Origin of the sequence: Akkermansia sp. JRP_AM1 (genome assembly GCF_049262625.1) — a bacterium.
Taxonomy (GTDB): Bacteria; Verrucomicrobiota; Verrucomicrobiia; order Verrucomicrobiales; family Akkermansiaceae; genus Akkermansia; species Akkermansia massiliensis.
The window spans coordinates 2,243,000-2,268,965 of sequence record NZ_CP118234.1 but is presented as its reverse complement, the minus strand read 5'-3'; the positions used below and the strand labels follow the sequence as shown (position 1 = coordinate 2,268,965).

The following is a 25,966-nucleotide window of genomic DNA, read 5'->3' as shown; positions in this document are numbered from 1 at the left end:
CAAACCATTCTCATCAGCTTACCAGGAAAATGCTCATGGATGCAATAAAGAGGGCCACACAGCAGTAGGCCAGGGCGCGCCCCGGCATGCCGCGGCGGTAGATGAACCACAGCAGAATGCTGTAGCCCAGCGTCAGCAGAATGACGATGGAGGTTTTGGCCCCGTTGATGGGGAGATGCCTCTGCCAGCCGAGCCATTCCCCGGCCAGAAGCAGGAGGAACGCCACCAGAACCAGACGCTTCATGCTGGCTTCCAGCGTGCGGATAGGGGGCAGAAGACGGCAGGTGCCGGGTATCTGCCGCCTTTTGAGGCATTCGTTCTGCATGCAGAACGCCACGCCCGCAGCGGCGGCCAGGCCTCCGGCTCCGTAGGACATCATGGCTACGCCCACGTGCGCCGTCACCCAGAAGTCATGCGTGCCCTGCACATCCGCGCCGTACAGGCCGATCAGCAGGGAAAGCGCCGTCAGCACGGCAATGGCCGGAGCGGTGAAGATGCCCAGCACGGACATGCGGTAGGCGCGCCCCAGAAGAAGGTAAAAGAGGTTGATGGTCCAGGAGAGGAAGAAGAGCACCTCCGACGCGCCGCGGATGGGGCACATCCCCGTCTGGTACGCCTTGACGCAAAGCGCCCCCGTCTGGAGCGCAAAGAGGCACGCCATCCAGAGGTGGGCGTATAAAAACCGGCGGCCGGAGGCCAGCAGGCGCCAGCCAAGCCCCGTAAAAGCCAGGGACAGGACGAGAGATGCAATGGCCCACCAGTTGTCGTTCATAAGTCCTGTACGGAAAGCAGCTCAGGAACGCAGGTCCCGTTCAATGACGGCATACGCCTGGTGGTTGTGGATGGATTCAAAGTTTTCCGCCTCCACCCGGTACCAGCTGAAAGCGGAGTGGCTCTGCGTTTTCAGCGCCACGTTGCGCACCAGGTCTTCCACAAAGACGGGGTTTTCATAAGCCTTTTCCGTCACCCATTTTTCATCAGGCCTTTTCAGCACGCTGTACAGGGAACAGCTGGCGCAGGATTCCACCAGGTCAATCAGGTCTTCAATCCAGACGGGCCGGGAGGCGAAGCGCACGGAGTAGGTGACCAGCCCGCGCTGGTTGTGGGCCCCATAGGCGCTCATGGCCTTGGAACAGGGGCAGAGCGTCGTCACCGGGACGACCACCGTCAGCTTGAAGTCCGCCAGCTTGTTATCCGCTTCCGCCTCCATCTCAAACCGGACCACGTAGTCCATGAGTCCTTCAATTCCGGTTACGGGGGCGTTTTTGGCGCGGAAGAACGGAAACTCCATTTCCACATGGGAGCGGCGCGCGGACAGGCGGCGGAGCAGTTCCCGGGGAATGGCCAGGGCCGTATGCACGTCCAGCAGGGGGCCGTGCTGGTGCAGGGCCTCCACAAAGCGGCTCATGTGCGTGCCCTTGAATTCCTCCGGCAGGTCCACCGCCAGGGAAACCGTCGCCACGGTGGACTGGATGCGGTTGAGCTTGTCCTGGATCTGGATGGGAAAGCGCAGCCCCTTGACGCCCACCCGGTCAATGGAGATATTGCGCGTATCCGTCTCGGACTGGGTATCTTTCAGTTCCTGCATGCGGAAGGAGGATGTTGGCTGGAAATAAAGCGGGAGTCTGCCCTGTTACCGGACAAACTCCCGCCTGCAAAGACAATTTCTACCGAAAGAGATTTCCTTGGGGCTTGTTACGGCAGAAGGTTGATGGAACGGGCCCGCTTGATTTCACGGGTCACCTTGCGGTGCATCTTGGCGGACAGCCCGGTCACGCGGCGGGGAAGAATCTTGCCGGTTTCAGAGGTGAACTTGGACAGGAAATCGGGGTTGAGCAGATCGACCTGATCCATCGGGATGTCGAGACGGCGGCGCGGCATCTGGCGATTGCACGTGCGGAAACGAATACGACGTTCTACAGTCTTGGGTTCAGTGGACATAGTAATAAAGATAATCGATGAGCTGGACCGCGGTTAACGCATTTCACGATGAAGCGTGCGGCGCTTCAGGAAAGGATTGTACTTAACCTTTTCCAGGCGGCCGGGGGTACGCAGGCTCTTCTTGTTGCGCGTGGTGACGTAGCGGGACGTAGGCTTTCCTTCGGCTTTAGCCTCGGTGCATTCGAGGATGATGATGTCTCTTGGCATGATGAAAATGTGTTACGGGGGAGGATTTATACACTATTCTTCGTCATCGTCAAGAGAAACAGATAAATCTACATCATTTTGTCCTCCCGCAAAGCCCAGGGCCACTCTGGGGCGGAACCGGGCGTTCTGCCCTTTTTCCTTTTCCCACTGGGCCTGGCATTCCACCGTGAGCCGCGCGAAGGGAATGGCCTCCAGCCGCAGGATGGGAATGACCTTGTATGACATTTCACAGATGCCGTACGTTCCGTTGTCAATGCGGGCGAGCGCCTGTTCAATCTCATACAGGCCGTCCTGTTCCTTGGAAAGCAGGCTGAGCGCAAAGTCGCGGTCATAGGCGTCGCTCCCGGCATCTGCCTGGTGTTCTCCGGAGCCGGAGGCTTCACTGCCTTCCGGATGGTTCCGGAGGGTGTCGCGGGCCACGCCGCTCATGTTGTCCAGGGCCCTGTCGCGCAGGTCCATCAGATGCTGGCGCTGCATCTGCACAAAGGGTTCCCATTCCGGATTGGCGGCCAGTTCAGCCTTGGCGGCGGCGATGGCTTCCGTCTGCTCATCCGTCAATTCATTCTTTGCGGCAGCGGGAGCCGGGGCGGCGGGGGAGGAAGCGATTTTTCTGGCCGGGGCCTTCCGGGCCGTTTTCGGTTCCGTCTTCTTTTCCACAGCAGCCGCGGGGGCAGCGGCCTTTTTGGCGGGCTTGGCGGCTTTTTCCGGTTCAGCGGCCTTTTTCCTGCAGCACTTTTTCCTGGCCGGAGCCTCCTGCTCTACAGCGGTCTTGCAGGCGGACTTCCCGCAGGTCTTTTTCTTGGGGGCCGGAGCTTCCTTGGCGACGGTCTTGCTATCGGTTTTCTTGGGAGTAGGCATAGGAGGTGTCTCTATGGGCTGAGGTTGACGATGTTTCACGAACAGCGGGCGAAACCGCCCAACTGACTAGACTATGAGACACTACAAGCGCTCAAATGTTCATTCAAGAAAATTCAGCTATGAAACAAGTCATTTTTCCCGCTGCCCCGCCTGCCTTTTTTTTAACGGAAGCATACTTCTTTTAACCTTTTCAATGCCCGGCAAAATTCTATATTGGTACCATATGACAGCTTCAACCATTCCCTCCATCGGCATTGACTTCGGGGGCACCTCCATCAAGCTGGGGGTCGTCAAAGGCACGGAAGTGATCGCGCACGCGCCTTCCATCGCCACCCAGGAATACGGCAATCCCGACCAACTGATTGAAGCCATCGCCCAGTTCGTGAACATGCTGCGGCTGAACCATCCGGAAGTGCAGGCCATCGGCATGGGGATGCCCGGCTTCGTCAATTTTTACCAGGGCACCGTTTATACGCTCACCAACGTGCCCGGCTGGAACAACGTTCCGGTAAGGGACATGCTCCAGGCCGCCTGCGGACTGCCCGTGTACGTGGAGAACGACGCCAACTGCATGGCCTACGCGGAGTGGAAGCTGGGAGCCGGAAAGGGGAAAAGGCACCTGGTCTGCCTGACCCTGGGCACCGGCGTGGGCAGCGGACTCATCGTGAACGGGGAGCTCCTGCGCGGGGCCACCTGCTCCGCCGGGGAACTGGGCCAGACCAGCATCGACTACCGGGGGCGGCTGGGCCATTACGGCAACCGCGGTTCCCTGGAGGATTACGTGGGCAACCGGGAAATAGCGGCGGACGCCCGCACCCTGTATGCCAGCCACGGCGTTGACAAGGCCATTGTGGACTGCAACCCCATCGCCCTGGAACGGGCCGCGCTGGCGGGGGATGAAGTAGCCGCGCAGGTCTGGCGCGACCTGGCCGTAAAGCTCTCCTGCGCGCTGATGAACTGCTGCTACCTCCTGAACCCGGAGGCCATCATCATCGGCGGCGGCGTGGCCAAGGCCAAGACCCTGCTCTTCCAGCCCCTTCAGGAGATCATGAAGACCCAGCTTGCCGCTCCGCTGGTGGAGCATCTTGAAATCCTCCCCGCCCAGTTCGGCACGGAGGCGGGTATCCTGGGGTCCGCCCATCTGGCGCTCAACACCCATTTCGGCGAAACGTTCCGGGCCTGATCTCGTGTCCACCTCCCAAATACTGAGGCTCACCCGCAAGCTGGAGCTGACAGCGGAACAGGAGCAGGATTTTCTGGACGCCATGCAGGCAGGGGACCGTTCCAGAAGCGCGCTGGTCATCACCCCGAAAGCTCCGGAAGGCTACCTGCCGCCCCTGCCGGCGGAGGAAACGCCGCGGGACTGGGGCCACCCTTCCATCCTGGCGCTCCCGGCGGGAGAAGCGGAGGCCAGACCCGGCTCCCTGCCGGACTACGAACGCGGCTATTACTATCCCCTGGACCTCTCTTCCGTCTGGGAGACGGCTCCGCTGGCGCATCTGCCGTTCCGGCCGGAACGCTGCCTGGACATGTGCGCGGCTCCCGGCGGGAAAAGCATTCTGGCCCAGACGCGGATCGCCCCGCGGGAGCACGTCTCCAACGAGGTGCACCCGAAGCGCCTGGGCATTCTGCGCCACAACCTGCTGCGCTGCGGCTTCACCGGCGTATATACCCAGCGTCTGCGCCCGGACCAGTGGGCGGAGCTGGCCCCGGGCTGCTTTGACCTCATTCTGGCGGACGCCCCGTGCAGCGGTCAATCCCTGCTGGCCAAGGGCATTCCCAACCCCGGCTGCTTCAACCCCTCCGTCACCGGGGGCAACGCCAAGCGGCAGCGGGGCATTCTGCTGGCGGCCCTCCAGTGCCTGGCGCCCGGAGGCTATCTGCTGTACACCACATGCACTTACGCCCCGGAGGAGAACGAACGGAACGTCCTGTACCTGCTGAAACGCTGTCCGGACCTGCGGACCGCAGCCGTGCCGGAGCTGGAGCCTTTCCGTTCCGCCCTGACGCAGGAGGCCTGCTACCGACTCATGCCTTTTCACGGCGCGGGCGCGGGCGGCTTCACCTGCCTGCTGCGCCGGGAGGGAGAGCATGCGCCCCAGCCTCCCCTGCCGGACGAATTGAAGGCCTGGCCCATCCATGCCATGAACCGACCAACACCATGAAGATAGGCGTTTTTTCCGACATGCACGACCGCACGGACCACCTGGAGCTTGCGATGCGCCAGATGCGCCTGCTGGACTGCGGACATTTCATGTTCCTGGGCGACTGCACCACCCCGGAGAGCTTCCAGCGCCTGATTGAACTGACGTGGGGCCTCCCTCTGGACGCCGTTCCGGGCAACAACGACTACGAGCTTGCCATTATGCGCCAACTGGCCGTCTGCTCCCCGGCGGCGCGCCTGCACCCGGAACACGTCCTGCTCACCAGGTACGGCATGAAGTTCTCCCTCTCCCACTATCCCAAATACGCCATGCAGGAAGCGCGCAGCGGCAGTGTGGACGCCGCCCTGTACGGCCACACCCACCAGGCCGTGCGGGAAATGTACCGCGGGTGCCTGCTGGCCAATCCGGGGAACTCCAGGGCAGGACCGGCCGCATCGGCTTCGGCATTCTGGACACGGATTCCCGCATCATGAACCTGCATTCTCTGGATTTCAACGCATGATGAACATCCTGGACGTCTGCTGCGCCCTGATTGAACTGCCCTCCGCACAAGGAACCCTTCTCCTGGGAGCCAAAAAGAAAGCGGGGCAGTCCAACGGGCTTTTTTATGAATTCCCCGGCGGAAAGGTGGAACCCGGAGAGAACGCCCGGGACGCCATCATCCGGGAAATACGGGAAGAACTGGGATGCGCCGTCCATCCCGTCCGCATGCTCACCCCCGTCCGGCACCGGGAAAGGGAACGCATCATCCGCCTCATCCCCTTCCTGTGCCGTCTGGAGCCCTGCGCCCTGCCCCGGCCCCTGGAACACGAAAGCCTGGGCTTCTTCTCCGGCCGCATGCTGGAAAAACTGCCCTGGGCTCCCGCAGACCTCCCCGTTTTAAGGCAGTGGATGGAAGAAAACCGCTGACAAAACGGCAGCCCGTTCAGCTTCAACCACTCCGCGGAGGATTGCCTGCGCATGTCTGAAAAGATTCCAAAAACACCTTGGATCATTCCCCCTTCTGGGGTATATAAGGTGGTGGCTGCTGCACTCGTCATTACCTGGCAAAGTGGCCCGAACCGATATTACAACCTAATGGGGGCAGCCCCGACGCAGGGCTGACTATGTCCTATACCGGAAAAGTCAAAACAGCGGCGGAAGTCCCCGCTCTATTGAGGCACGGGAACGTGGCTCACAGCCAGAGACGGTGCAGCGGTGTCTTTCTCTTTCCCTTGCAGCCGGGAACCCCGCCGGGGCCTGTTTTCCCGATGGCCCCTCTTGAATCCGCACCGGAATCAAAGCATTCCGGCACGGCTGCTTTTATTGCTTTTCCCCGCACCTCTGCGCCCCACGGCATTTCCTGGCAGGAAGCGCACACGCGCTTAAAAGGAACGCATGCGCGCGTTCGCCACCATGGCCTTCAAATATTTCCGGGCCTTCCGCTCCCGCTCCTTCCGGGGCGGCCGGGAGGAACGGCAGAAGGAATGAAGCAGCCTGAACATCAGGTCAAATAAATCGTTCTTGTACATATGGTTGATTGGTTGTTTCCGGATCGTGCGATCCTTCATCTTGTATCCAGCAAGAAGCGTGCCAATTTTTACCCATGGATGAAACACGATGGTTATCAATTCATTCCTGGGACCATTCCGGAAACGGCCTTCCTCCATATTCTTACAAATCCATAAAAAAGGGACAGTCCATTACGATAATGTAATATTGTTAGTTTATAAATAACAACTGTTAACGAACAAAATAAACCCTTAGACATTTCCGGAAATCATGGTAGGATCACGCCCTGTTGCGAAAAAGTTTTTAACATCTGTGCAACTTTTTCATTATTGCGAAGTATATTATAGTCGTGAAGGGATTCATCAAACTCATCATCGTCATTGCCGTTCTCGGAGGCATCTGGTTCGCCTGGGAACAGTGGAAGGGGAACGAAGCGATCCAGGTGGACTACCAGACAGAGCCTCTTGAGAAGGGGGACCTGATGATCACCATTGACGCGACCGGCGTCACGGAACCTGATGAACTGGTGGACGTGGGCGCCCAGGTCAGCGGCATCATCATGGAGTTCGGCAAGGATCTGGACGGCAAGGTGGTGGATTATTCCAGCCCGGTGAAGGCGGGCCAGATGCTCGCGGAAATTGACAAGCTGCCCGTGCAGCTGGACGTTCAGCGTGCGGAAGCCTCCAAGGCGCAGGCCATCGCCGGAATCGCCCGCGCCAAGGCGGACATCCAGCAGGCCAAGGCCAAGCACCAGCAGGCCAGGCTGGACCGCGAACGCGCGGAAAAGCTGGGGCCAGGGGATGCCCTTTCCAAGTCCAGCTACGACCAGTACATTGCGGATGAAGAGACCGCACGCGCCAACGTGGCCGTGGCGGAAGCCTCCCTGCAGGAAGCGGAAGCTTCTCTGAAACAGGCGGAAGCCGCGCTTAAGAAGGAAATGCGCAACCTGGAATACACCACCATCCAGTCCCCGGTGGACGGCGTGGTGGTCAAGCGCCTGGTCAACATAGGCCAGACGGTGGTTTCCAGCATGAGCGCCTCCAGCCTGTTTTACATTGCCACAGACCTTTCCAAGCTGAAAATCTGGGCCGCCGTGAATGAGGCGGACATCGGCAGCATCCGCAAAGGGCAGGAAGTCCTGTTCACCGTGGACGCCTTCTCCGGCCGCAAATTCAAGGGAACAGTGGACAAGATACGTCTGGACGCCACTATGACCTCCAACGTGGTCACCTACATCGTGGACATTGACGTGCCCAACCCGGACAAGCTCCTCATCCCCTACCTGACGGCAAACGTCCAATTCGTGGTGGAGGACATCCGGGACGCCTTCCTCGTCTCCAACGCCGCGCTCCGCTTCCGTCCGGAAACGGAACTGGTCAGCGCCGAGCAGAAGGCGGCCTTTGAACGGATGCAGCCGGAACTGGCCGCTCCCGCCCAAAACGGCCAGAAGAAAAAAGCCGTGGTCTGGGAACTGCGGGACAATCTTCTTTACCCCCACCTGGTCACCAGGGGGAAAGCAACGGCATGCTGACGGCCATCACGGGAGAAACGCTCCGGGAAGGCATGGAAATCGTCTCCACGGCGCAGATACTGAACCGCTCCGGCAACTCGGAGGACGAAGCTTCCGCCTCCGCCGGCGGGGAAAATCCGTTCGCGCCCAAGATGCCGCCGCGCCGCAAGCCGAGCACAGGCAACACGAAGGCTCCCTCCGCCTCCGGCAACGGCGGCCCGCCCCCGCCTCCCTGATCCGGGGAAACGCCTCCATCCACCCGCTCAACCATTCCTTTTTACCGCTTCAAGCACTACAACAACGTGATCCGCTTACGTGACATAACCAAGGTGTACCACCTGGGGGAAATAGACCTTCAAGTGCTCAAGGGCATCACCCTGGACATCAAGGAGGGGGAATTCGTCTCCCTCACGGGGGCTTCCGGTTCCGGAAAGTCCACTTTGATGAACATCCTGGGTTGCCTGGACCGCCCCACCTCCGGCCATTACTACATCGCCGGGGAAGACGTAGCCAAATTCAACGCCGCAGAGCGCGCCACGCTCCGGAACAAGCGCATCGGCTTCGTCTTCCAGAACTTCAACCTGCTCTCCCGCACCACCGCCCTGGAAAACGTGATGATGCCCGCCGTGTACGCCCACCCCACCCTCAGCATGAAGGCCATGCGTGAGCGTTCGGTGGAGCTGCTGAACCTGGTGGGCCTTTCCGACCGCATGGACCACACCCCGGCCCAGCTCTCCGGCGGCCAGCAGCAGCGCGTAGCCATCGCCCGCTCCCTCATCAACAACCCCAGCATCCTGCTGGCGGACGAACCCACGGGGAACCTGGACTCCACCACCTCCAAGGAAGTGCTGCACATGTTCAAGGACCTGAACCGCCGCCAGGGAATCACGGTCATCCTGGTGACGCACGACCCCAAAATAGCCGCCTTCACGGACCGGGCCATCAACATGGCGGACGGCCTCATCTGCGAAGGGATTTCCGACACGCTAAGCAAAGACGACGTATGAAATTCCTTCCCCTCCTTAAAACCTGCATCAAGGCCCTGGTGCGCAACCCCATGCGCGCGGCGCTCACCATTCTGGGCATCATCATCGGCATTGCAGCGGTGATCGCCATGGTGGAAATCGGCCAGGGGTCCACGCTCCAGATTAAAAACACCATCGCCTCCATGGGGGCGGATACGCTGAACATCCGCCCCGGCGCCATCTCCAAGAGCGGCGTCAATACCGGCGCAGGCGGCCGGGCCTCCCTGACCAACGCGGACTGCGAGGCCATCGCGAAGGACTGCCCCATGGTCCTGCGCGCCACGCCCGTAGTGCGCGCCAGCGGCCAGGTCATTTACGGCAACAAGAACTGGAGCCCGGAAACCGTGGAAGGCGGTTCCGTGGAATACCTGAAAATCAAGAGCTGGTATGACATGGACCGCGGCCAGCCCTTCTCCGAGGAAGACGTGGAGCAGGCCAGGCGCGTGTGCGTCATCGGCCAGACGGTAGCCAGGGAGCTCTTCGGGGATGAAGACCCGCTGGGCAAGGACATCCGCATCAAGAACGTCATGTTCAAGGTCATCGGCATCCTCCAGAAAAAGGGCGCCAACATGATGGGCCGCGACCAGGACGACTTCATCATCCTGCCCTGGACGAGCATCCGCTACCGCCTCCAGGGCCTGGGCGGCGGTTCCGCCTCCACTTCCTCCGGCAAATCCACCACCACCTTCAACCGGGCGGACAAATACACCGCCAATTCCGTGGATTACTACACGGAAACCACGGACCAGCCCTACACGGACGCCCCCCACCCGCGGCGCTTCAACAACATTGACTCCATCATGGCGCAGATTGCGGACCCGGAGCGCTCCTCCGAGGCGATCGACCAGATCACGGAAGTCATCCGCGCCAAGCACAACCTCAAGGACGGCCAGCTGGACGACTTCCGGGTATGGGACATGGCTGAAATGTCCCGCGCCATGAGCAGCACCACGGAGGTAATGACCAACCTGCTGATGATCGTGGCCATGATCTCCCTGGTCGTAGGCGGCGTGGGCATCATGAACATCATGCTCGTCTCCGTCACGGAGCGCACCAAGGAAATCGGCCTGCGCATGGCGGTGGGCGCCCGTCCGCAGGACATCATGCGCCAGTTCCTGCTGGAAGCGGTTCTGCTCTGCGTGGTGGGCGGCGCGCTGGGCATCGCGCTCGGCAAGGCCATCTCCATCATCGTCAGCCGCACCATGAACTGGGCCACCGCCTCCTCCCCGGAAGCCATGGCCCTGGCGGTGGGCGTCTCCGTGTTCATCGGCCTGGCCTTCGGATGGTATCCGTCCTGGAAGGCGTCCAAGATGGACCCCATCGACGCCCTGCGACACGAATAACACCTTACTTCTTCCTTTCCCATGTCATCCATGTTCAAACATCTCCCTCTCCTGGCCGCATGCTGCCTGAGCTCCTGCATGGTAGGCCCGGACTTCCGGCCGCCGGCCAACGACCTCCCCGCCGCCTGGGCGGAGAGCAGGCCCCCCCGCAGCTCTGACAAGGACCTGCGCTCCTGGTGGAACATCTTCGGGGACCCCCAGCTCAACCGCTTGGTCTCCGCCTCCCTCAACAACAATCCGGATATGAAGGTAGCCCTGCTCCGCATCCGGGAAGCCAGGGAAAGGCTCCGCGTCTCCCAGGCCTCCCTGCTGCCCTCCGCGGATGCCAGCGCCGGCTGGAGCCTGTCCCCGGACCGGGGCTTCCGCAGCTCCACCTCCCAGGACTTCACCCTGGGGGCGTCCACCTCCTGGGAGCTGGACCTCTTCGGCGGCAACCGGCGTTCCATTGAGGCCTACCGCGCCTCCCTCATGTCTACGGAAGCCTCCGCGGGCGCCGTGCGCACGGCCCTGCTGGCGGACGTCGCCACGGCCTACTTTGACTGGATCACCGCCTGCGAACAGCTCCGCATCGCCCGGGAACAGCTGGAAATCCAACGCAACACCCTCACCATTGCGGAAAAACGCTACAAATCGGAATTCGCCCCCCGCCTGGACGTGGAACAGGCCACCTCCACCGTCGCCTCCACGGAAAGCCGCATCCCGGCGCTGGAAGCACAGGTGGCCTCCGCCAAAAACCAGCTCTCTGTGCTGCTGGGCACGTACAACTCCCGCGTGGAGCTGACGCTCCCCAAAGCCTCCGTCTTTGAAAAAACGCCCGTCGTGCCGGTCGGCCTCCCCTCCGAACTCCTGCGGCGCAGGCCCGACGTCATCGCCGCTGAAGCGGACCTGCACGTGGCCGTAGCCAACGTAGGCGTAGCCGTGGCGGACCTGTACCCCCGCTTCAGCCTGACGGGATCCCTCTCCAGCCGCGGCGGAGACTTCGGCCAGCTCTTCCGGGAAAACAACAACGCGTGGTCCCTGGGCGGCAACCTGCTCCAGCCCCTGTTCCAGGGCGGAGCCCTGAGAGCCACGGTGCGCGCCCAGAAAGCCGCGGCGGAACAAGCCGCGGAAACCTACCGCAAGACGCTCATCACCGCCGTCTCCGAGGTGGAGGACGCCCTGATCGCCTACGGCAACTACACCTCCCAGATGCAATACCTGCACAAGGAAAACAACGCCAACAGAGAAGCCTTCCTTCTCTCCCGCACCCTGTACATCAACGGCCAGACGGACTTCCTGAACGTCATCACCGCGCAGCGCTCCTGGCTCAGCTCCGAGGAATCCTTGGTCACCATGAAGCAGAACATCCGCAAAGCCGTCGTGCAGCTCGCTCGCGCCCTGGGCGGCGGATGGTAAAACCTGCTCCATTAAGTAGGCAAGAATTTCCATTTCTGAAAAACGGGACTCTGATTGTTGAATAAATTGAGAATTGCCGATTTTTCGGGTCAGATTCTTGTTTTCGCATTCATTGATCCTGTAAAACTTTCCGGTTCCCGGTAAATTCAGCTACCAAATGAAATTATGATGAACCTCTTGGCCCATAGGTTTGAAGCTCCTTGCTTCTCCATTTCTACAGAAAATAAATCAAAAGGGGAAAATAATAAAATCATTTGATACGGATGCCTCATGCAACTGTAAACTGTACCTGGATTCTGTGAAATGAGAATGGAAGCAAGAATGTTCAGCAACAGGTAAAAAGAATACCGAAGCACATCAAAATCGGTTGAAGTCCGGCAACCAACAATCAGACAATCACTGTCCTTGTTATTAATTGATGAAATGCCAGGCAGAAGAGATTTGTCATCTCTTCTGCCTGTTTTTAGGAGTGTGATTACTATCTCAGGAAAAGACGGTAATATTTTTGACGTCTCCGGCGTGTTTACTTTGCTGGTTTTTGTTCTCATGGTAACCGCAACCATTTAATAATTTTACCTTCATTACCATGAACAACACTTTCAACATCGGCGCCATGGACACCGTCTATCCCTTCATTCCCATGTACCCCAACGGGCAGCCCCAGGGCGACTTCCTGGTCAACGGCCTCTCCGCTCCTGTCCTTATCCCCAAACGAACTGCTTCCTCCCCCACCCGTCACGAATGGTTCGGGTACCTCAAGGTCATGGCTCCCGCCACCTGTTTTCTCCACCTCCACGCCCACTCTTCCATCTCCCTTTCCATTCCCGCCAAGGATATGGAACTCTCCACGGAGCCGGGCTCTTCCACGCCTCTCCGCCGCCAGATCCAGTTTGAACAGGGATACTACTGGTGCCATATCGTCCACCAACACCAGCCTGCCGCGGAGGACCAACAGGAGTTCTGCATTGCCCTGGTAAGCGACAAGGAAGGAGAGCCCGACCTGGACTATTACCTGCTGGCGGAAAACACGCCTGCCGGCAAGGAAGGAGAAACCGTCCTGACTCTGGTCAACCTGTACCAGGAGGTGGAAGAAGGAGATTCGTCGAGCAGTTCGGCAGGGGGAGGAGATTCGTTTGAGTTTGATCCCAAGCCCAGCAGCAGCTCGAGTTCTTCTTCCAGCAGTTCGAGCTCTTCCTCCTCCAACAGTTCGTCTTCCAGCTCCCTGCAGAGTTCTTCGGCTCCCGAGCCTCCGGATTCCTCCAGCAGCGCGCCGCCTTCTTCTTCCAGTTCGTCGTCTTCCAGCAGTTCGAGTTCTTCCTCGTCATCTTCTTCCAGCAGCTGGTCGTCTTCCAGTTTCCACAGCAGTTCCTTGCCGCCCCAGGAGCCGGATTCTTCCAGCAGCGCTCCGTCTTCCAGCTCCTCCTCGAGCAGTTCGAGTTCATCGTCTTCTTCCAGCTCGTCTTCCAGCAGCAGCTCTTCGTCATCAAGTTCTTCGAGCTCAAGCTCATCTTCCAGCAGCAGTTCAAGTTCCCTTTCCTCTTCTTCCAGCGAGCCGGACCAGGAAGAGGAACCCTGCCCCTGTGAATGTGAGTGCAATGAGGAAGGGGACGAACACTGTGTCCAGACACAGCCCACTCCGGGGGATCCCGAGGGAGAGCAGGATTGCCAGGGCAACGCCTGCATCAACCCTTCCTCCCCGGCAGGACCCACGCCTCCGGCTCCCGCCAAGTTCATCAGGACGGCACGCTCTGCCACCACTAATGCCCCGGCTTCCAGCGGCTTTTCCATGCGCTACAACCACCCCATGGCCTGGAGCGCTTCCTTCTCGGCTGACGAGCGCCGCGTCACCGTCAAGCGCCCCTCCGGAAGCCATCTCTATTTCAAAGCTAACGAGGGAAGCAGCGATGCTTCTCCCATCGGCTCTTCCAGGAAGGTCAACTACCGTGTGAGGCTTCTCAACGAAGATCTTACTCCCAACCTCCAGGGTACTCCCGCCTTCATGGACATGGTTCTTCCCGGCGGCATGGTCCTGCGCTTCTCGGCAGCCACCGGAGAGGTCGTGTCGGTCACCAGCTCTTCGGGCCATGTGATCTCTGCCGAGGAGTACTTCAGCAAGGTCCAGGTCACTTACCATCAAAACGGCTCCCTTGCCAGCGTTTATTCCCGCGCCCAGGGGTTGATGAGAAGCATTCCCGAAGGCGACAGGCTCACCCTGGAGTGGTATGCTCCCGGCAAGACCATCCCAGACGGGGAAGGCGGATTCACCGTTACCGGAGAGCCCTACAAAACGGCCGTCTATGAAACCTCGCTTGAAAACGGAGTCAAGGTCACCCATATCACCAACCGGCGCGCCGGTCAGGAGCCGCATTTCATCGAACGCCGCGAAGAAGGCAACAAGGTGACCATCGTCAAGGGGGAGGGAGAGGAGCGCATCGTTCGCACCATTGAACGCAATGCATTGACCGACTCCAAGTGGGAGCGCATTGAAACCATCCAGGGCATCAACGAGGAAGCGCCCGCCTCCTGTACCCGGACAGTGAAGAAGTATACCGACGGCGGCTGGCTGACCATCAGCCGGACGGAGGGATACAAGACCCCTCTGGCCCGGACCACCCTCTATACCTACAACGACCAGTTCCGGATGTCCCTGGAACTCAAGCCCAATGGCGGCTATACGCGCTACGAGTACGACGAGCAGGGACGAGTAGTGCTGCAGGCCTCTCCCTGGGCCGGAGGCGGTGAAAAGGGAACACGCACGACTTACGCCGACTTGCGCTTTAACGACTTCAGACCCGCCACGGAAACTGAAGTAATCATTGCCGAGGACGGGACGGAAACGGCGCTTCTCAAACGCACTTACACCTATGAAGACAGCCCGCAGGTGAACCGCACCACGGTCACGGAAACCGCGCTGGGAAGCGACCAGGTTCATACGAGTGTAGAAGAGACTTATGGGGAAGGAGCCGAATATCCCTACGCCCGGGGCAGGCAAAAGATGAGCCAGAGTATTGACGGGGTGCAAACCGTTTATACTTACGAAGCCGCCGCGGAATACGGAGCCATTCACCAGGTGACGGAGACCGTGCAGGCCAACGGAAGCATCGTTCCGGGACAAAGCACACGAAACGTGGAATACATCGCTGAAAACGGCGCCACCACCAGGAGAGAACAATACGTTCACACCGGAGAGGACTGGTCGCTGATTGCCTCGGAGGACTACGAATACGACGACGAGCAGAGGCTCATCAAGACGACCAAGGGCAACGGCAGGACCAGCACGACGGAGTGGATGTGCTGCGGCCCGTTGAGGGAAACCGACGAAGACGGCATCACCACCGGCTACGGCTACAACTCGGCCAAGCAGCTGGTGGAGACTATTCGGGCTGCGACGGAAACCACGCCCGAAACGATTATCTCCTACACGAAGGATGCGGCGGGAAGGACAATCGCCACGCGGCGTGACGTGGGTCCCATGACGGCGACGGAAAGCACGGAGTACGACGATTTGGGGCGGGTGATTTCTTCCACGGACATGCTGGGACGCACCACCCGAACCGGGTACGGCGAAGACGGACTCACCACTACCACCACCACCCCGGCAGGCGCTACGCTGATTACCAAAAAGTACTATGATGGAACCATACTCTGGCAGGGAGGAACGGGGCAAAGAGAAGTGGAGACCAAGCTGGAGTTGAGCGAAGAAGGCATCCTGACCACGACCTTGTCCAAGGGAGTTGTGCTGTCGCGGATTCTGAAAAATGGCTTTGGTCAAACCGTCCGGCAGGAACATCCCAATACCAGGGGCGGCTTTATCGTCACCAGGAACTTCTACAACGACAAAGGACAATCGGTCCGCTCTCAAACGGAGGATCTTGCTCCTACCCTCACGGATTACAACGAACTGGGGCAAGCCGTGAAGCAGACCGTTCTTCTGGATGAACTTCATCCCAATGACACCACCAGAAACAGGATATCGGAAAGTTCCTCCTGTTACCGGGTTCGGGAAGACGGCGTCTACCAGGTGCAGACTTCCACCACCTGCAACGCCGACGGATTCCCCCTCACCCAGACCACGGAAAACATGGTTTCCAGACTCAGCGCTGTACTGGAAAACAAATCCATCACCACGGACGTCTACGGCCAGCAGAACATCCAGTGGACGGAGTACACCTCTCCAACCAGGCGCACTTGGTTCAGCCGCATTCCCACTTCGGAGATCACAGCTGAATCACTGGTCGTGGACGGTTTTGAGACCAGCCAGACCGATCACGCTGGAATCCGTTCTTCACAAACCCGTTCCTACGCCTCCACGGGCATGGTTCTCAAGCACACGGACGCCAGAGGCAATGTCACCACCACGGAAACCGACCTTGCGGGACGTACTGTCAAAGTCACCGATTCTGCAGGCAACGTGACCACCAACAACTACCTGCCCTGCTGTGACAATCCCGCCTGTATCACCGATGCCCTGGTGGGAACGACCTGCTATTCCTATGACATCCGCGGCAGAAAGACAGCCGAATATGGCACCGCCATTCAGCCGGCCTGCTTCGCCTACGACGAAGCCGACCGCATAGTGGCCCTGACTACCTTCCGTGCAAACGAAGGCGACATCACTTCCGATCCTTCCGGCCGAACCGACGGAGACACCACCACCTGGCTCTATGACGAGGCCACGGGGCTGGAATTGAAAAAGACTTATGCCGACGGTTCCTGTGTTTCCAGAACCTATGACGAGCTCAACCGTCAGGAGACACTTGTCAAAGCCAGGGGGCTTGTCACAACGTATAAGTATGCTCCCTTTACAGGAGAACTCATCTCGGTTTCCTACAGCGATGGAACTTCTCCCTGGATCTTTTCATCCAACCATCTAGGGCAGATAATCTCCGTCTATGACGCTTCGGGTCTCAGGGAATTTTCCTATGACAGCTACGGCAGGATGATTCAGGACACTTCCTTTGGACAGGTGGAAAGTTCTCTTCAAGAAGAATACGATGCCCAGGGGCGTTCCAACGGATACCGCCTGATGCTCGGCACACGCACCGTGCAGCACTCCCATCTTGACTACGATTCCAAAGGCGGCATGATTGGGATGAATCTGGAAGGCATCGCTTCTCCCTTTACCTGGCAGTACAATCCAACCAGCGGCTTCCTCAACCATCTCACCTACCCCAACGGCATGGTCCGCCAAAACACCTACCATCCCACACTCAACCTCGTAACCGCTATCGGTTATAAGATGGAGGGAAATGAGGAAACAGTTGTTGGGCATAAATATCAGTACGACGCGCTGATGCGTCCCGTCCAGCTGCGGGACTCGTGGGATGCTACCACTCCTGAGACGATAAGAGATTTTACCTATAACAGCCGCAGTGAACTGCTGGAAGACCGCATCAGCCGGGGAGGAAGCTTTGCGTACTGCTATGACAACATCGGCAACCGCAAAACAGCCCGGGAACTGGAGGAAGAAGTAGCTTATGAATCCAACCGGCTCAACCAGTACACGGATATTGCCGGGGGAGAAGAAGATTTTAACCCCGTCTACGATGCCGACGGCAACCAGACCCGCATCAGGACCTCAACGGGCATATGGGAAGTGTCCTACGACGCCAACGACCGCCCCGTCGTCTTCGCCAGCCAGGATGGCAGAACAACCATCACCTGCGGCTACGACTACCAGGGCCGCCGCTTTGAGAAAAAAATCACTATCAATGCAGTTACCTCTTCTCATTCCTACTATTTATACCGAGGCTATTTACAAATAGCTGAGCTGGATCTGATGCACTCGGAAGCCATGCTGACGAGAACCCATGTATGGGATCCGACGGTGCGTACGGCTACACGCGTCCTGATGACGACCAGATGGAAAAGGGGAGTGACAACGGAAGAGAATTTTTATTTCATGCACGATGCTCGAAAAAACGTGACTTCCATTTTCGACGGCCAACGAACGCGAAGAGCCCGCTACGAGTATGCTCCTTTCGGCGCCCTGCTTACAGCGGACGGAGACATGGCACAATCCAACAAGTTCCGTTTTTCCTGCGAGTTCACAGACGATGAATTAGGGCTTGTCTACTACAACTATCGCCATCTTAATCCGCTCGACGGTAGGTGGATCAACAGGGATCCCATACGGGAACAGGCAGGACGTAATCTTTATGGATTTGTCAGCAATCATTGGGAATGGGATTTCCTGGGACTTCTTCTAACAAAGGATGATATTAATGTCACTGGAACAGATGAAGTAAATGTTATAGAAACGCCTGCTGGATTCATTCCAGAAGGAGTGGGAGAAGATTCCATATTTAAAATTCAAGCTACTGATCCCAACGTTTTTGCAAATACTCAAGTAAAAATAAACCGGGCATCAATCTCTGTTATATGTGGTAAGGCAAAAGCTGCCAAAGCAAGCCCGTGTGAAGTAAAAAGTGTTTCTCTCCAAGCCAGTGTGATTATTGTGATTAATCAGCCGGAAGATTTGACGTATTATAATATTGTTGCGGAGAATGGCATGGTTTTTAAAATTTCAAGTGACTATGTTTACAAATCTGTTGGCGCTACGAATTCCAGTGTTTATGCTCCATATGACTGGGTTTACAGTAAGGAGATGGATCATGTGAAAGATTTTAAAGCTTGGTTAGCCGGGGAGGAATTGAAAACTGCAATTGTTGAAGAATTGAGTAATGGCATTATTTATTTTTTTACCTATGGAAGTTGCAAAGAGAATGCAACTAAGCGTACTATTTCTGTTCTGGATAAGCAGTACAATACGGCAATAGCAAACACAAAAGAAACTTATGACAATGGTCCAAATGCTCCTCATACTTGGAAACGAGTGAATTATCCAGAAATTTCTGATGAGATTGCAAATATAGTGAAGGATCAAGTTGAGGGTGCTCTTTTACCAAGATAAGAAAAATGATGAAAAATAAATTCATACTGGAAATCATCTGTTTAATGCTCTTTTTTCCTATTCATGCCGGGGCATGGACAGTTCAGAATGAAATAAGAAATGACCGAACCTCAATAAGTCTACAATGGGTACAAACGTCATTTGCTGGTTGTTTTGAGAGTTTGCCCTCTTCTGTATGGAGTGAACGCTTGATTCCAAGGAAGGTTGAAGGGGAAGTGTACCTCGGTTTTTTTCTGGAGAACGTGTCTTCATCAAATATTGCCATTTCCGATGTATCTTTTGAGACGTTCGAACTTTTTCGGAAAGAAGGAAAACAGTGGGTAAGAGTCTATCCAGAGCAAAAATTAGGGCGTTGCGGAATAAGTTTGCGTGAAGAAATTGCTCCTAAGACAAAAATGATGATCTTCTTTGCCGTACCTTCTTCACTTCTTGCAAGTGGTTCGTACATGATCAAAAGCTATTGCAACGTTGAACATGACGACAACATGCTGGGCACTATATCATGGCTGACGGGAATATTTGTAATCCCCAAAATTTTGGAAATAAAAAGTTATGGGGATACAACCGGCCATGAGGGAATCTTAGAATGTACCGGCATCGTAGCTGATGAATCGTCGCGGACCCCTCAATTTTATTTGTCAGTCGTTTTAAAGAATGAGACGGATCACCCCTTACAGGTTCCTTTAACCGGGTATACGGGACCTTTGAACGTTGACATGAATTTTCGGTTGGTGGAAGTAATGGAGAATCATGAAAAAATCATCGGGGAAGCTGGCAGGGAAACAAAAAAAGAAGACAGGAAAATTCTGTTGCCGGGAGAACGTTTGTACATTCGAAGTGACGGATTTCAGAAGTATACGGCTGACGCGCACGATCGAAAATTCTTCAATCCTCTAAATTGGAAGGATTTGATTGGTAAAAGATTGAAAGTTACATCCATAAAATGGAGTTCTCAGGAATTTTCTATCAATAGACAGGGAAAGCTGGTAAAAGCGGAAGTCAAAGAATGAAATTGGAAACGGGCTTCTTCAAGAGATAAAAATAGGTTATTTTCTACTGCGGAAAGAAAAATCCAGCTTAAAATTGTTCAATCGAAAAATCTTGTCTATTCCCTTGGAGCGAATCTGGGAATTAAAAGCAAATCAAGGGACTTCATCCGCTTAATGTTTTCTATCTAGCTGCTATGGAAAAGGAAGCGGCATTGACAAGAATTATAATAAAAACGTTCTACTGGACAGCAAAAGGGACTCAACAAAATACTTCCTCACCTTAATGGAGAAGGTGGAAGACGCTCTGATTGCCTACGGCAACTACACCTCCTAGATGCAATACCTGCACAAGGAAAACAACGCCAACAGAGAGGCTTTCCTTCTCTCCCGCACCCTGTACATCAACGGCCAGATGGACTTCCTGAACGTCATTACCGCATCTCACTGCACTATCCCTTGCGGATGGGCAGCGAGATGCGCTTTTACATACCGGAATGCATCAAGACATGCTGCCGGAAAACAATGACCAGCATTGGAATTTTCATCATCCCACCCCTGTTTGAAAGAAGCATGAATAACCGTCTTACAAATATCACTATTGTTCTCCTCGCTGCCGTCTCACTCGTGGAGGGGAGCATTATCTGGCATGAAAAGAGCATCCGCCTCGATTCTCAAAAGGCTGGAACGGAAGAAAAAAGCGAGTGTGCCGACCATAGAGATGACGATTTCGTTCCGGATATTTCTTCCCAGTTTCCCCATCTCTATTTCAAAAACCAGGAAACGCAGGACTCTCTATCTGCTGAAGTAGGAACTCTTATTATTGAAAGAACCCAATCCAGACAATCCGCTGAAAATAGGGAATATGCCGAGACGGAGACGCATTTTATCAATCCCAATGAAACCGCTCATCTTCCTCCGGAAATAAAAAATACGTCTGTCTTATCCATTCTCTGGACATCCGACTCCGTCACCACCAAAACGGAAGAGAATTCTCTTTTCATGGAAATCGGCAAAAAATCATTATCCCCTTTGAAACTAACACTCACCCTAAGGGCCAAAGACGGAATGGGCCGGGAATGGAAACTGGCATGGGTGAAAGCAAATGAAGATTAACCTGATATCCGCCGCATCAGGAACACAAGCTCCCGTCAAATCATGTAACAGCCACTGAGGCGCGAATAGGACTCTATTACCATACGGAAAAAGATCATCACACATATATAATAATGAAAACCTTTAAAACGATAGCTTCACACAGGACGGAATATGAACATCCCATCAAATTGAAAAAGGGGGAAAGCGTTACGCTGGGGGAAAGAGCTCCGGAGGAAAACTGGAAGGACTGGATATGGGCGGAAAACAGTAAAGGGACAGGAGGCTGGGTTCCCGTTCAATTGATTGACTTTCCGGGAGACGGAACGCGGGGAACGGTGCTGGAAGATTACAGCGCCAGGGAATTGGACGTAGACCCGGGGGAAGATATCCTCAAGATCAGGACGCTGAACGGGTGGACGTGGGTCCGGAGAACAAGCGACCGGGAGGAAGGCTGGATACCCAATGAGACCATTGGAGAGGGAGCGGCGCAGGCTTCCGAAAACAACCGTACTTGAAAGAGACGGCGCATACGGAAAATCTCCCTCCTACTCAGGAAGAACGGTTTTTCTTCCTCTGTCCTCCGGTTCTTTCCGGGAGAAAGGTCAGGCCCCCGGCCTCTCCTCCATTTCCTTCATCACTGCGCTGATAAGGTTCCGGGTCTTCACGCCGGGCAGCACGTTCAGGTCCATGCGGTTCATCGCGTAGCCGAAGGAGAGGCCGCAGACCGGGTCCGCAAAGGCGTGGGAGCCGCCCGCCCCGGCGTGCCCGAAGCCGCCGGAACCGAACAGGCGGCGCAGCTTGCGGCCCGTGACGGGATCCGCGGGATCGTGCATGAAGCCGCAGGAAAAGGCAGTGGGCGTTTTCAGGGTCAGGTCCGGGCCGTCAATGACAATGTCCTGCATCCAGCCGCGCACGGCGGAAGGGAATATCCGTAGTTCATCCAGCCCCAGGCAGGCCTGGTAGAATTGCGCCATGCCGCGGGCGGAGGCCACGCCACCGAATGCCGGGGCTCCGGACGTCCACGCTTCCGGCGTGTTCATCTGGCGCACGCTGTTCAGGCCTGTCAGGGTGTTGAACGCGCGGTTCACGGGCGTTCCCTTCTTCATGTATTCCTGATAAAACGGCGTGCCCATGTTGGACATGTCCATCTTGCCGGGGTACAAGGTCGCCACCCGGCTGAATTCGGATTCCGGCAGGCGGATGTAAAAGTCCAGGTCCAGCGGCGTACGGATGTATTCCTCCCAGTAACGCCAAAGGCGTTCCCCGGTCAGGCGCAGCATGAGTTCATCCAGCATCACGCCGTAGGTATGCGGATGGTAGCCGTGCTCCGGGGCTGCCACGCCGGAACGGTTTCCTCCAGGGCGCGCACGCAGTCCTCATGGTCAAACACGCTGGCCGTCCGGGAAAAGGCTGCCAGGCCGCACTGGTGGGACATCATCTGCGCGATGGATGCGTAAGGCAGCGGGAATTCCGGCCACAGTTCCCCCATGCTCATCTGCGGTGAGGCTCCCTGCCGGTGCAGGGCCAGCAGCAGGGCGGCGGAAGAGGCTCCCTTAGTAGCGGAGTAAACGGGCACCAGCGAGTGTTCCGTCCACGGGCGCGTTTCATCCGCTACGGCAAACCCGGAATGAAGGGAAACGATTTCCTTTCCGTCCTTCCAGACGGAAACGGAGGCGCCCAGTTCCCCGTAGTCACGGAAGTTCCTTTCAAACGCTTCAACTATCTGACGGTCACTGTTCATCCCCTTAAACACCCCGTCGCTACCTCCGGAGTCCGGGCGGAAGGTTACTCCCCCCGGTCATGTAAAGCAAGCCCCGGCCCTGCCTTGAAAAAGACCCCTGAAACAGAGGGCGGGAGCCCATAGAACGCGGCAGAAGGAAAGTTTTCCGGTACCTTGCATCTTCCACTTCCTCCTGGCGCAGCCTCCTGAGTCCTCCGGGGCCAGCCACTCCGGCATCAAGGGAGAGGAGTTGCAGGCAAAAGAAAAAGCGCATCAGACACGGGAGAAGAAGCAGTTTTCCATACGATTTCCCCCTTCCAGCGATGGCATGCTGCTCGCATCATGCCTCCCGCGCCGTACTTCACCCAGCTTTGATTTCATGAAGGGCCAGCACCAGCAGCCGGCTGCCTTCCACCCTGAATTTCACCTCCCAGCCGGAAAACAGGAGGCCGTAAACCCGTTCCGGATCGTCCTGGTACTGCGGGCGCGGATCCAAGGCCAGCGTATCCGCCAGCGCTTTCCGTTCCTCCGGGGTCATGGTGCAGCCAAGAGCGGCGGGGATTTCCACGTCCAGCCGTTCATAGGGAACAGCCGTAAATCCTTCCGAAGCCTCCGGAATGCAGTCCGCCAGCGGAACATATGGCTTGATGTCCAGAATGGGCGTGCCGTCCACCAGATCCACGCCGGAAAGGTGCAGCACCGGGCCATCCTGCGGGTGCAGTTCCACCTTTTCCAGCCTGACGGCGGACAGGCCGATGGGGTTGGGACGGAACGGCGCGCGCGTGGCGAACACGCCCATGCGCACGTTGCCCCCCAGCCGCGGAGGCCGGACCGTAGGGCTCCATCCCTCGTTTACGCTTTCACTGAATACCCAGATCAGCCACAGGTGGGAAAACCCTTCCAGGCCGCGGACGGCATCCGGATGACGGAACGGCGGCTCAAATACCAGCCGCGCACGCGCACCCGGAACCAGCCCGCTCTGGCGCGGTACGCCGAACTTGTCCGGATAACACGTGCTGACGCGGGCGACAGGATGCAAGCGGCAGTTAATAGCTAATAGTTAATAATTAACAGTCTCCGGTCTTTCTGCGTTACGCTTTCGTCAGAAGCAGTGGAGCTGTTCTCCGAGCACTACGGCTTCCACCTTCCCTTTCAGGGTTTTGCCCAGGAAAGGGGTGTTCCGGGCGCGGCTGCGGAGCGTTTCATCCGTGACGGGCGTTTCACCCTCCGGGTCAAACACCACCAGATTGGCCGGAGCGCCTTCTTCCAAAGAAACGGGAGCCAGCCCCATGAGCCTGCGGGGAGCGTCACTGCAGGCGCGCGCCACCGTCTGCCAGGACATTTTCCCGGGTTCCACTAGATACTGGTAAATGGCGGGCAGGAACGTATCCAGCGCAATCATGCCCTGCGGCGCGACGACGAAGTCCTGAAGCTTGGAGAACGGCGTGCAGGGCGTGTGGTCGGAGACGATGCAGTCAATGGTGCCGTCATTCACCGCGGCGATCAGGGCGTCCACGTCCGACTGCCCGCGCAGGGGCGGGAGCGTCTTGTAGTTGGTATCGTAGCGGCCCACGTCTTCATGCGTGAAGAGAAGGTGGTGGAGCGCCGTTTCCGCGCTCAGCCCGGCGGTCACCGGTTTGCAGCGGCGCAGGATGTCCACGCTGCCGGCGGTGGAAACGGTCTGGACGTGCAGGGAGTTGCCCGTCTCCACGGAAAGGCGGATGATGGTTTCCATGCCTATTTCCTCCGCGCAGGAGGGAGAGCCCGTCAGCCCCAGGCGGTAGGAGGTGGTGCCCGGGTGCATGGTGGCCTTGGCCGTCAGGGACGGCACGTCCCCCCGCAGGGCGAAGGTGAGGTTCAGGTTGCTGGCGTACTGCATGGCGCGGTACAGCAGCAGCATGTTGTCCGGCGTGCGGTCCCCGTCCGTGATGAAGCGCACGCCCTTGGCGCGCAGGGAGTCATAGGAGGCCTGCTCTTCCCCGCCGTCCCCCTTGGTCAGGCAGCCGGAGGGGATGACCTCCACCAGCGCGTCCGTGCGGCATATTTCCATGAACGTGGTGATCTGGGCGGCATTGTCCATCACGGGATCGGTATCCGGCATGGCCATCAGGCCGGTCACGCCGCCATGCAGGGCCGCCGCGGTAGCCGTGGCCACGCGCTCCTTGTCTTCCCGTCCGGGCTGGCACAGGTGGGCGTGAAGGTCAAACAGGCCGGGCAGAACCAGCTTTCCGGAGGCGTCTAGCACCTTTTCTGCGGCATCCTCCGGGAGCGTCCCGGCGGGGGCCTTTGCGGCGATTACCCCTCCGGAAACCAGAAGATCCACCGGAGCGGAACCGTCCGCCGTCCGGGCATTGCGAATAAGTACGGAAGTTTTCATGAGCAATCAGTGCTGGGTTTGCGGGGTGAGATGGTAAAGGATGGACATGCGGCAGGCGATGCCGTTTTCCACCTGCCGGTTGATCAGGCAGCGCTCATAATCCATCGCCAGGTCGCAGATTTCCACGCCGCGGTTGACTGGGCCGGGGTGCATGATATACAGGCCTTCATCTGAAATGCGCTTCAGGCGTTCTTCCGTGACGCCGTAAATCTTGTTGTATTCCCGGGCGCTGGGGAAGAAGGGGGCGTCCTGCCGCTCCTTCTGCACGCGCAGCAGGTAAATCACGTCCGGCTTCCAGGCGAACGCCTCGTTGAAATCGGAAAAGCGCGGGATGCCGGAGTGCTCCGTGCGCGGCACCAGGGAGCCCGGCCCCAGGTAGGCCACTTCCATCCCCAGCCTCTTCATCAGCAGGGAAGTGGAGCGGGCCACGCGGGAATGCAGGATGTCCCCCACGATGAGCACGCGCTTGCCCCTTACCTCCGGAAACACCTCCCGGATGGTGAAGGAGTCCAGCAGCGCCTGGGAGGGATGGGCATGGGCCCCGTCCCCGGCGTTGATCACGCTGGCGCAGGTATGGCGCGCAATCACATTCGGCAGGCCGCTGTTGTAATGGCGCACGATCACGTAATCCACCTTCATGGCCTGGAGCGTGGCGATCGTGTCCTGCACGGATTCCCCCTTCACCACGGAAGAGGTGGACACCGTGAAGTTGGTCACGTCCGCGGACAGGCGTTCCGCCGCCACCTCAAAGGAGGAGCGGGTGCGGGTGCTGGGCTCATAAAAAAGCGTCAAAACGGACTTCCCTTTCAGGGCAGGCACCTTTTTGACGCTTTTGGTGAAGAGCTCCTTCATCGGACCGGCCGAATCCAGCAGCGTATGAATTTCCTCGTCAGTCAACGAGGAGATGTTGAGAAGGTCCTTGCGGGGATTCATGGAA

At 57.6% G+C, this 25,966-nt stretch carries 25 protein-coding genes and 1 pseudogene; 13 read left to right on the top strand and 13 right to left on the bottom strand.

The window, feature by feature from the left end:
- Positions 1 to 13: 13 nt before the first annotated feature.
- From ccsA to PVA48_RS10820, 5 genes are all read right to left on the bottom strand, one after another.
- Positions 14 to 772: a cytochrome c biogenesis protein CcsA gene (gene ccsA / locus PVA48_RS10840; RefSeq protein WP_022396982.1), complete on the bottom strand. Its 759-nt coding sequence runs from the start codon at positions 770 to 772 to the stop codon at positions 14 to 16.
- A 21-nt stretch (positions 773 to 793) separates the two neighbouring features.
- The gene (gene folE2, locus PVA48_RS10835; RefSeq protein WP_102721342.1) at positions 794 to 1,588 is read right to left on the bottom strand and encodes a GTP cyclohydrolase FolE2; all 795 of its coding nucleotides are present in this window, start codon (positions 1,586 to 1,588) and stop codon (positions 794 to 796) included.
- Between the two features lie 107 nt (positions 1,589 to 1,695).
- Complete coding sequence (rpsR, locus tag PVA48_RS10830; RefSeq protein WP_022396980.1) at positions 1,696 to 1,941, bottom strand: 30S ribosomal protein S18; 246 nt, start codon at positions 1,939 to 1,941, stop codon at positions 1,696 to 1,698.
- Positions 1,942 to 1,974: 33 nt separating this feature from the next.
- Positions 1,975 to 2,148 carry a 50S ribosomal protein L33 gene (gene rpmG, locus PVA48_RS10825; RefSeq protein WP_022396979.1) on the bottom strand — a complete coding sequence of 58 codons (174 nt, stop codon included), beginning with the start codon at positions 2,146 to 2,148 and terminating at the stop codon, positions 1,975 to 1,977.
- Positions 2,149 to 2,181: 33 nt separating this feature from the next.
- Positions 2,182 to 3,006: a TraR/DksA family transcriptional regulator gene (locus tag PVA48_RS10820; protein ID WP_180975133.1), complete on the bottom strand. Its 825-nt coding sequence runs from the start codon at positions 3,004 to 3,006 to the stop codon at positions 2,182 to 2,184.
- A gap of 223 nt (positions 3,007 to 3,229) precedes the next feature.
- Here PVA48_RS10820 and PVA48_RS10815 point away from each other — a divergent pair, with 223 nt between their 5' ends.
- Genes PVA48_RS10815 through PVA48_RS10800 form a run of 4 tightly spaced genes read left to right on the top strand, consistent with a single transcriptional unit; the run spans position 3,230 to position 6,080 of the window.
- The gene (locus PVA48_RS10815) at positions 3,230 to 4,189 is read left to right on the top strand and encodes an ROK family protein (protein ID WP_022396977.1); all 960 of its coding nucleotides are present in this window, start codon (positions 3,230 to 3,232) and stop codon (positions 4,187 to 4,189) included.
- Between the two features lie 4 nt (positions 4,190 to 4,193).
- The gene (locus PVA48_RS10810; protein WP_102727969.1) at positions 4,194 to 5,171 is read left to right on the top strand and encodes an RsmB/NOP family class I SAM-dependent RNA methyltransferase; all 978 of its coding nucleotides are present in this window, start codon (positions 4,194 to 4,196) and stop codon (positions 5,169 to 5,171) included.
- A complete protein-coding gene (locus PVA48_RS10805) occupies positions 5,168 to 5,644 on the top strand; it encodes a metallophosphoesterase family protein (protein ID WP_423231723.1) in 477 nt (158 codons plus the stop codon). Before PVA48_RS10810 ends, PVA48_RS10805 begins: the two co-directional genes overlap by 4 nt.
- Positions 5,645 to 5,669: 25 nt before the next feature.
- On the top strand, positions 5,670 to 6,080 hold the full coding sequence (locus PVA48_RS10800; RefSeq protein WP_102727967.1) for an NUDIX domain-containing protein: 411 nt from the start codon (positions 5,670 to 5,672) through the stop codon (positions 6,078 to 6,080).
- Positions 6,081 to 6,535: 455 nt separating this feature from the next.
- On the opposite strand, the gene PVA48_RS10795 is transcribed toward PVA48_RS10800, so the two are convergent.
- Entirely contained in the window at positions 6,536 to 6,682 is a 147-nt protein-coding gene (locus PVA48_RS10795) for a hypothetical protein (protein WP_180975132.1), read from the bottom strand.
- Positions 6,683 to 7,011: 329 nt separating this feature from the next.
- Between PVA48_RS10795 and PVA48_RS10790 the strand changes: the two genes are divergently transcribed.
- The 5 genes from PVA48_RS10790 (at position 7,012) to PVA48_RS10770 (ending at position 11,935) form a co-directional block, all read left to right on the top strand.
- Complete coding sequence (locus PVA48_RS10790) at positions 7,012 to 8,193, top strand: efflux RND transporter periplasmic adaptor subunit (protein WP_309557202.1); 1,182 nt, start codon at positions 7,012 to 7,014, stop codon at positions 8,191 to 8,193.
- On the top strand, positions 8,187 to 8,408 hold the full coding sequence (locus tag PVA48_RS10785; protein WP_423231722.1) for a hypothetical protein: 222 nt from the start codon (positions 8,187 to 8,189) through the stop codon (positions 8,406 to 8,408). Before PVA48_RS10790 ends, PVA48_RS10785 begins: the two co-directional genes overlap by 7 nt.
- Positions 8,409 to 8,474: 66 nt before the next feature.
- Positions 8,475 to 9,179 carry an ABC transporter ATP-binding protein gene (locus PVA48_RS10780; protein ID WP_022396971.1) on the top strand — a complete coding sequence of 235 codons (705 nt, stop codon included), beginning with the start codon at positions 8,475 to 8,477 and terminating at the stop codon, positions 9,177 to 9,179.
- On the top strand, positions 9,176 to 10,540 hold the full coding sequence (locus tag PVA48_RS10775) for an ABC transporter permease (RefSeq protein WP_423231721.1): 1,365 nt from the start codon (positions 9,176 to 9,178) through the stop codon (positions 10,538 to 10,540). The genes PVA48_RS10780 and PVA48_RS10775 overlap by 4 nt, the downstream gene beginning before the upstream one ends.
- A 30-nt stretch (positions 10,541 to 10,570) precedes the next feature.
- Complete coding sequence (locus tag PVA48_RS10770) at positions 10,571 to 11,935, top strand: efflux transporter outer membrane subunit (RefSeq protein ID WP_022396969.1); 1,365 nt, start codon at positions 10,571 to 10,573, stop codon at positions 11,933 to 11,935.
- Between the two features lie 146 nt (positions 11,936 to 12,081).
- Here the strand turns inward: PVA48_RS10770 and PVA48_RS10765 are convergent, their stop codons facing one another.
- The 3 genes from PVA48_RS10765 to PVA48_RS10755 form a co-directional block, all read right to left on the bottom strand.
- The gene (locus PVA48_RS10765) at positions 12,082 to 12,483 is read right to left on the bottom strand and encodes a hypothetical protein (protein WP_146020088.1); all 402 of its coding nucleotides are present in this window, start codon (positions 12,481 to 12,483) and stop codon (positions 12,082 to 12,084) included.
- A complete protein-coding gene (locus tag PVA48_RS10760; protein WP_180975131.1) occupies positions 12,480 to 12,851 on the bottom strand; it encodes a hypothetical protein in 372 nt (123 codons plus the stop codon). Before PVA48_RS10760 ends, PVA48_RS10765 begins: the two co-directional genes overlap by 4 nt.
- Before the next feature lie 92 nt (positions 12,852 to 12,943).
- Positions 12,944 to 13,723: a hypothetical protein gene (locus PVA48_RS10755; protein ID WP_418338193.1), complete on the bottom strand. Its 780-nt coding sequence runs from the start codon at positions 13,721 to 13,723 to the stop codon at positions 12,944 to 12,946.
- On the opposite strand from PVA48_RS10755, the gene PVA48_RS10750 reads away from it, so the two are divergent.
- The 4 genes from PVA48_RS10750 to PVA48_RS10735 all read left to right on the top strand — a co-directional run bounded on the left by PVA48_RS10750 (position 13,722) and on the right by PVA48_RS10735 (position 21,447).
- Positions 13,722 to 18,848 carry an RHS repeat-associated core domain-containing protein gene (locus PVA48_RS10750; RefSeq protein ID WP_423231720.1) on the top strand — a complete coding sequence of 1,709 codons (5,127 nt, stop codon included), beginning with the start codon at positions 13,722 to 13,724 and terminating at the stop codon, positions 18,846 to 18,848. The two genes, PVA48_RS10755 and PVA48_RS10750, sit on opposite strands and share 2 nt — an antisense overlap.
- Before the next feature lie 5 nt (positions 18,849 to 18,853).
- Positions 18,854 to 19,858 (top strand): hypothetical protein, encoded by a 1,005-nt coding sequence (locus PVA48_RS10745; protein WP_102733189.1) that lies wholly within the window; start codon positions 18,854 to 18,856, stop codon positions 19,856 to 19,858.
- A 501-nt stretch (positions 19,859 to 20,359) separates the two neighbouring features.
- Complete coding sequence (locus PVA48_RS10740) at positions 20,360 to 20,950, top strand: hypothetical protein (RefSeq protein WP_102729122.1); 591 nt, start codon at positions 20,360 to 20,362, stop codon at positions 20,948 to 20,950.
- Positions 20,951 to 21,063: 113 nt separating this feature from the next.
- Entirely contained in the window at positions 21,064 to 21,447 is a 384-nt protein-coding gene (locus PVA48_RS10735; protein ID WP_102721088.1) for an SH3 domain-containing protein, read from the top strand.
- Positions 21,448 to 21,534: 87 nt separating this feature from the next.
- On the opposite strand, the pseudogene PVA48_RS10730 reads toward PVA48_RS10735, so the two are convergent.
- The 4 genes and pseudogenes from PVA48_RS10730 to PVA48_RS10715 all read right to left on the bottom strand — a co-directional run bounded on the left by PVA48_RS10730 (position 21,535) and on the right by PVA48_RS10715 (position 25,962).
- Positions 21,535 to 22,673, bottom strand: a pseudogene (locus tag PVA48_RS10730) (serine hydrolase domain-containing protein).
- 340 nt (positions 22,674 to 23,013) lie between these two features.
- Complete coding sequence (tsaA, locus tag PVA48_RS10725) at positions 23,014 to 23,691, bottom strand: tRNA (N6-threonylcarbamoyladenosine(37)-N6)-methyltransferase TrmO (protein WP_102729125.1); 678 nt, start codon at positions 23,689 to 23,691, stop codon at positions 23,014 to 23,016.
- A 63-nt stretch (positions 23,692 to 23,754) separates the two neighbouring features.
- On the bottom strand, positions 23,755 to 25,029 hold the full coding sequence (locus PVA48_RS10720; RefSeq protein ID WP_146021205.1) for a dihydroorotase: 1,275 nt from the start codon (positions 25,027 to 25,029) through the stop codon (positions 23,755 to 23,757).
- Between the two features lie 6 nt (positions 25,030 to 25,035).
- The gene (locus PVA48_RS10715) at positions 25,036 to 25,962 is read right to left on the bottom strand and encodes an aspartate carbamoyltransferase catalytic subunit (protein ID WP_022397465.1); all 927 of its coding nucleotides are present in this window, start codon (positions 25,960 to 25,962) and stop codon (positions 25,036 to 25,038) included.
- Positions 25,963 to 25,966: the final 4 nt, after the last annotated feature.

What these genes read in the sequence shown, in the direction of transcription:
- ccsA (WP_022396982.1), bottom strand. Translation starts at nt 772, where the DNA reads ATGAACGACAACTGGTGGGCCATTGCATCTCTCGTCCTGTCCCTGGCT.
- folE2 (WP_102721342.1), bottom strand. Translation starts at nt 1,588, where the DNA reads ATGCAGGAACTGAAAGATACCCAGTCCGAGACGGATACGCGCAATATC.
- rpsR (WP_022396980.1), bottom strand. Translation starts at nt 1,941, where the DNA reads ATGTCCACTGAACCCAAGACTGTAGAACGTCGTATTCGTTTCCGCACG.
- rpmG (WP_022396979.1), bottom strand. Translation starts at nt 2,148, where the DNA reads ATGCCAAGAGACATCATCATCCTCGAATGCACCGAGGCTAAAGCCGAA.
- PVA48_RS10820 (WP_180975133.1), bottom strand. Translation starts at nt 3,006, where the DNA reads ATGCCTACTCCCAAGAAAACCGATAGCAAGACCGTCGCCAAGGAAGCT.
- PVA48_RS10815 (WP_022396977.1), top strand. Translation starts at nt 3,230, where the DNA reads ATGACAGCTTCAACCATTCCCTCCATCGGCATTGACTTCGGGGGCACC.
- PVA48_RS10805 (WP_423231723.1), top strand. Translation starts at nt 5,168, where the DNA reads ATGAAGATAGGCGTTTTTTCCGACATGCACGACCGCACGGACCACCTG.
- PVA48_RS10800 (WP_102727967.1), top strand. Translation starts at nt 5,670, where the DNA reads ATGATGAACATCCTGGACGTCTGCTGCGCCCTGATTGAACTGCCCTCC.
- PVA48_RS10795 (WP_180975132.1), bottom strand. Translation starts at nt 6,682, where the DNA reads ATGTACAAGAACGATTTATTTGACCTGATGTTCAGGCTGCTTCATTCC.
- PVA48_RS10785 (WP_423231722.1), top strand. Translation starts at nt 8,187, where the DNA reads ATGCTGACGGCCATCACGGGAGAAACGCTCCGGGAAGGCATGGAAATC.
- PVA48_RS10775 (WP_423231721.1), top strand. Translation starts at nt 9,176, where the DNA reads ATGAAATTCCTTCCCCTCCTTAAAACCTGCATCAAGGCCCTGGTGCGC.
- PVA48_RS10770 (WP_022396969.1), top strand. Translation starts at nt 10,571, where the DNA reads ATGTTCAAACATCTCCCTCTCCTGGCCGCATGCTGCCTGAGCTCCTGC.
- PVA48_RS10765 (WP_146020088.1), bottom strand. Translation starts at nt 12,483, where the DNA reads ATGAGAACAAAAACCAGCAAAGTAAACACGCCGGAGACGTCAAAAATA.
- PVA48_RS10760 (WP_180975131.1), bottom strand. Translation starts at nt 12,851, where the DNA reads ATGGCACCAGTAGTATCCCTGTTCAAACTGGATCTGGCGGCGGAGAGG.
- PVA48_RS10750 (WP_423231720.1), top strand. Translation starts at nt 13,722, where the DNA reads ATGCGCTACAACCACCCCATGGCCTGGAGCGCTTCCTTCTCGGCTGAC.
- PVA48_RS10755 (WP_418338193.1), bottom strand. Translation starts at nt 13,723, where the DNA reads ATGGAAAAGCCGCTGGAAGCCGGGGCATTAGTGGTGGCAGAGCGTGCC.
- PVA48_RS10745 (WP_102733189.1), top strand. Translation starts at nt 18,854, where the DNA reads ATGATGAAAAATAAATTCATACTGGAAATCATCTGTTTAATGCTCTTT.
- PVA48_RS10740 (WP_102729122.1), top strand. Translation starts at nt 20,360, where the DNA reads ATGACCAGCATTGGAATTTTCATCATCCCACCCCTGTTTGAAAGAAGC.
- PVA48_RS10735 (WP_102721088.1), top strand. Translation starts at nt 21,064, where the DNA reads ATGAAAACCTTTAAAACGATAGCTTCACACAGGACGGAATATGAACAT.
- PVA48_RS10720 (WP_146021205.1), bottom strand. Translation starts at nt 25,029, where the DNA reads ATGAAAACTTCCGTACTTATTCGCAATGCCCGGACGGCGGACGGTTCC.
- PVA48_RS10715 (WP_022397465.1), bottom strand. Translation starts at nt 25,962, where the DNA reads ATGAATCCCCGCAAGGACCTTCTCAACATCTCCTCGTTGACTGACGAG.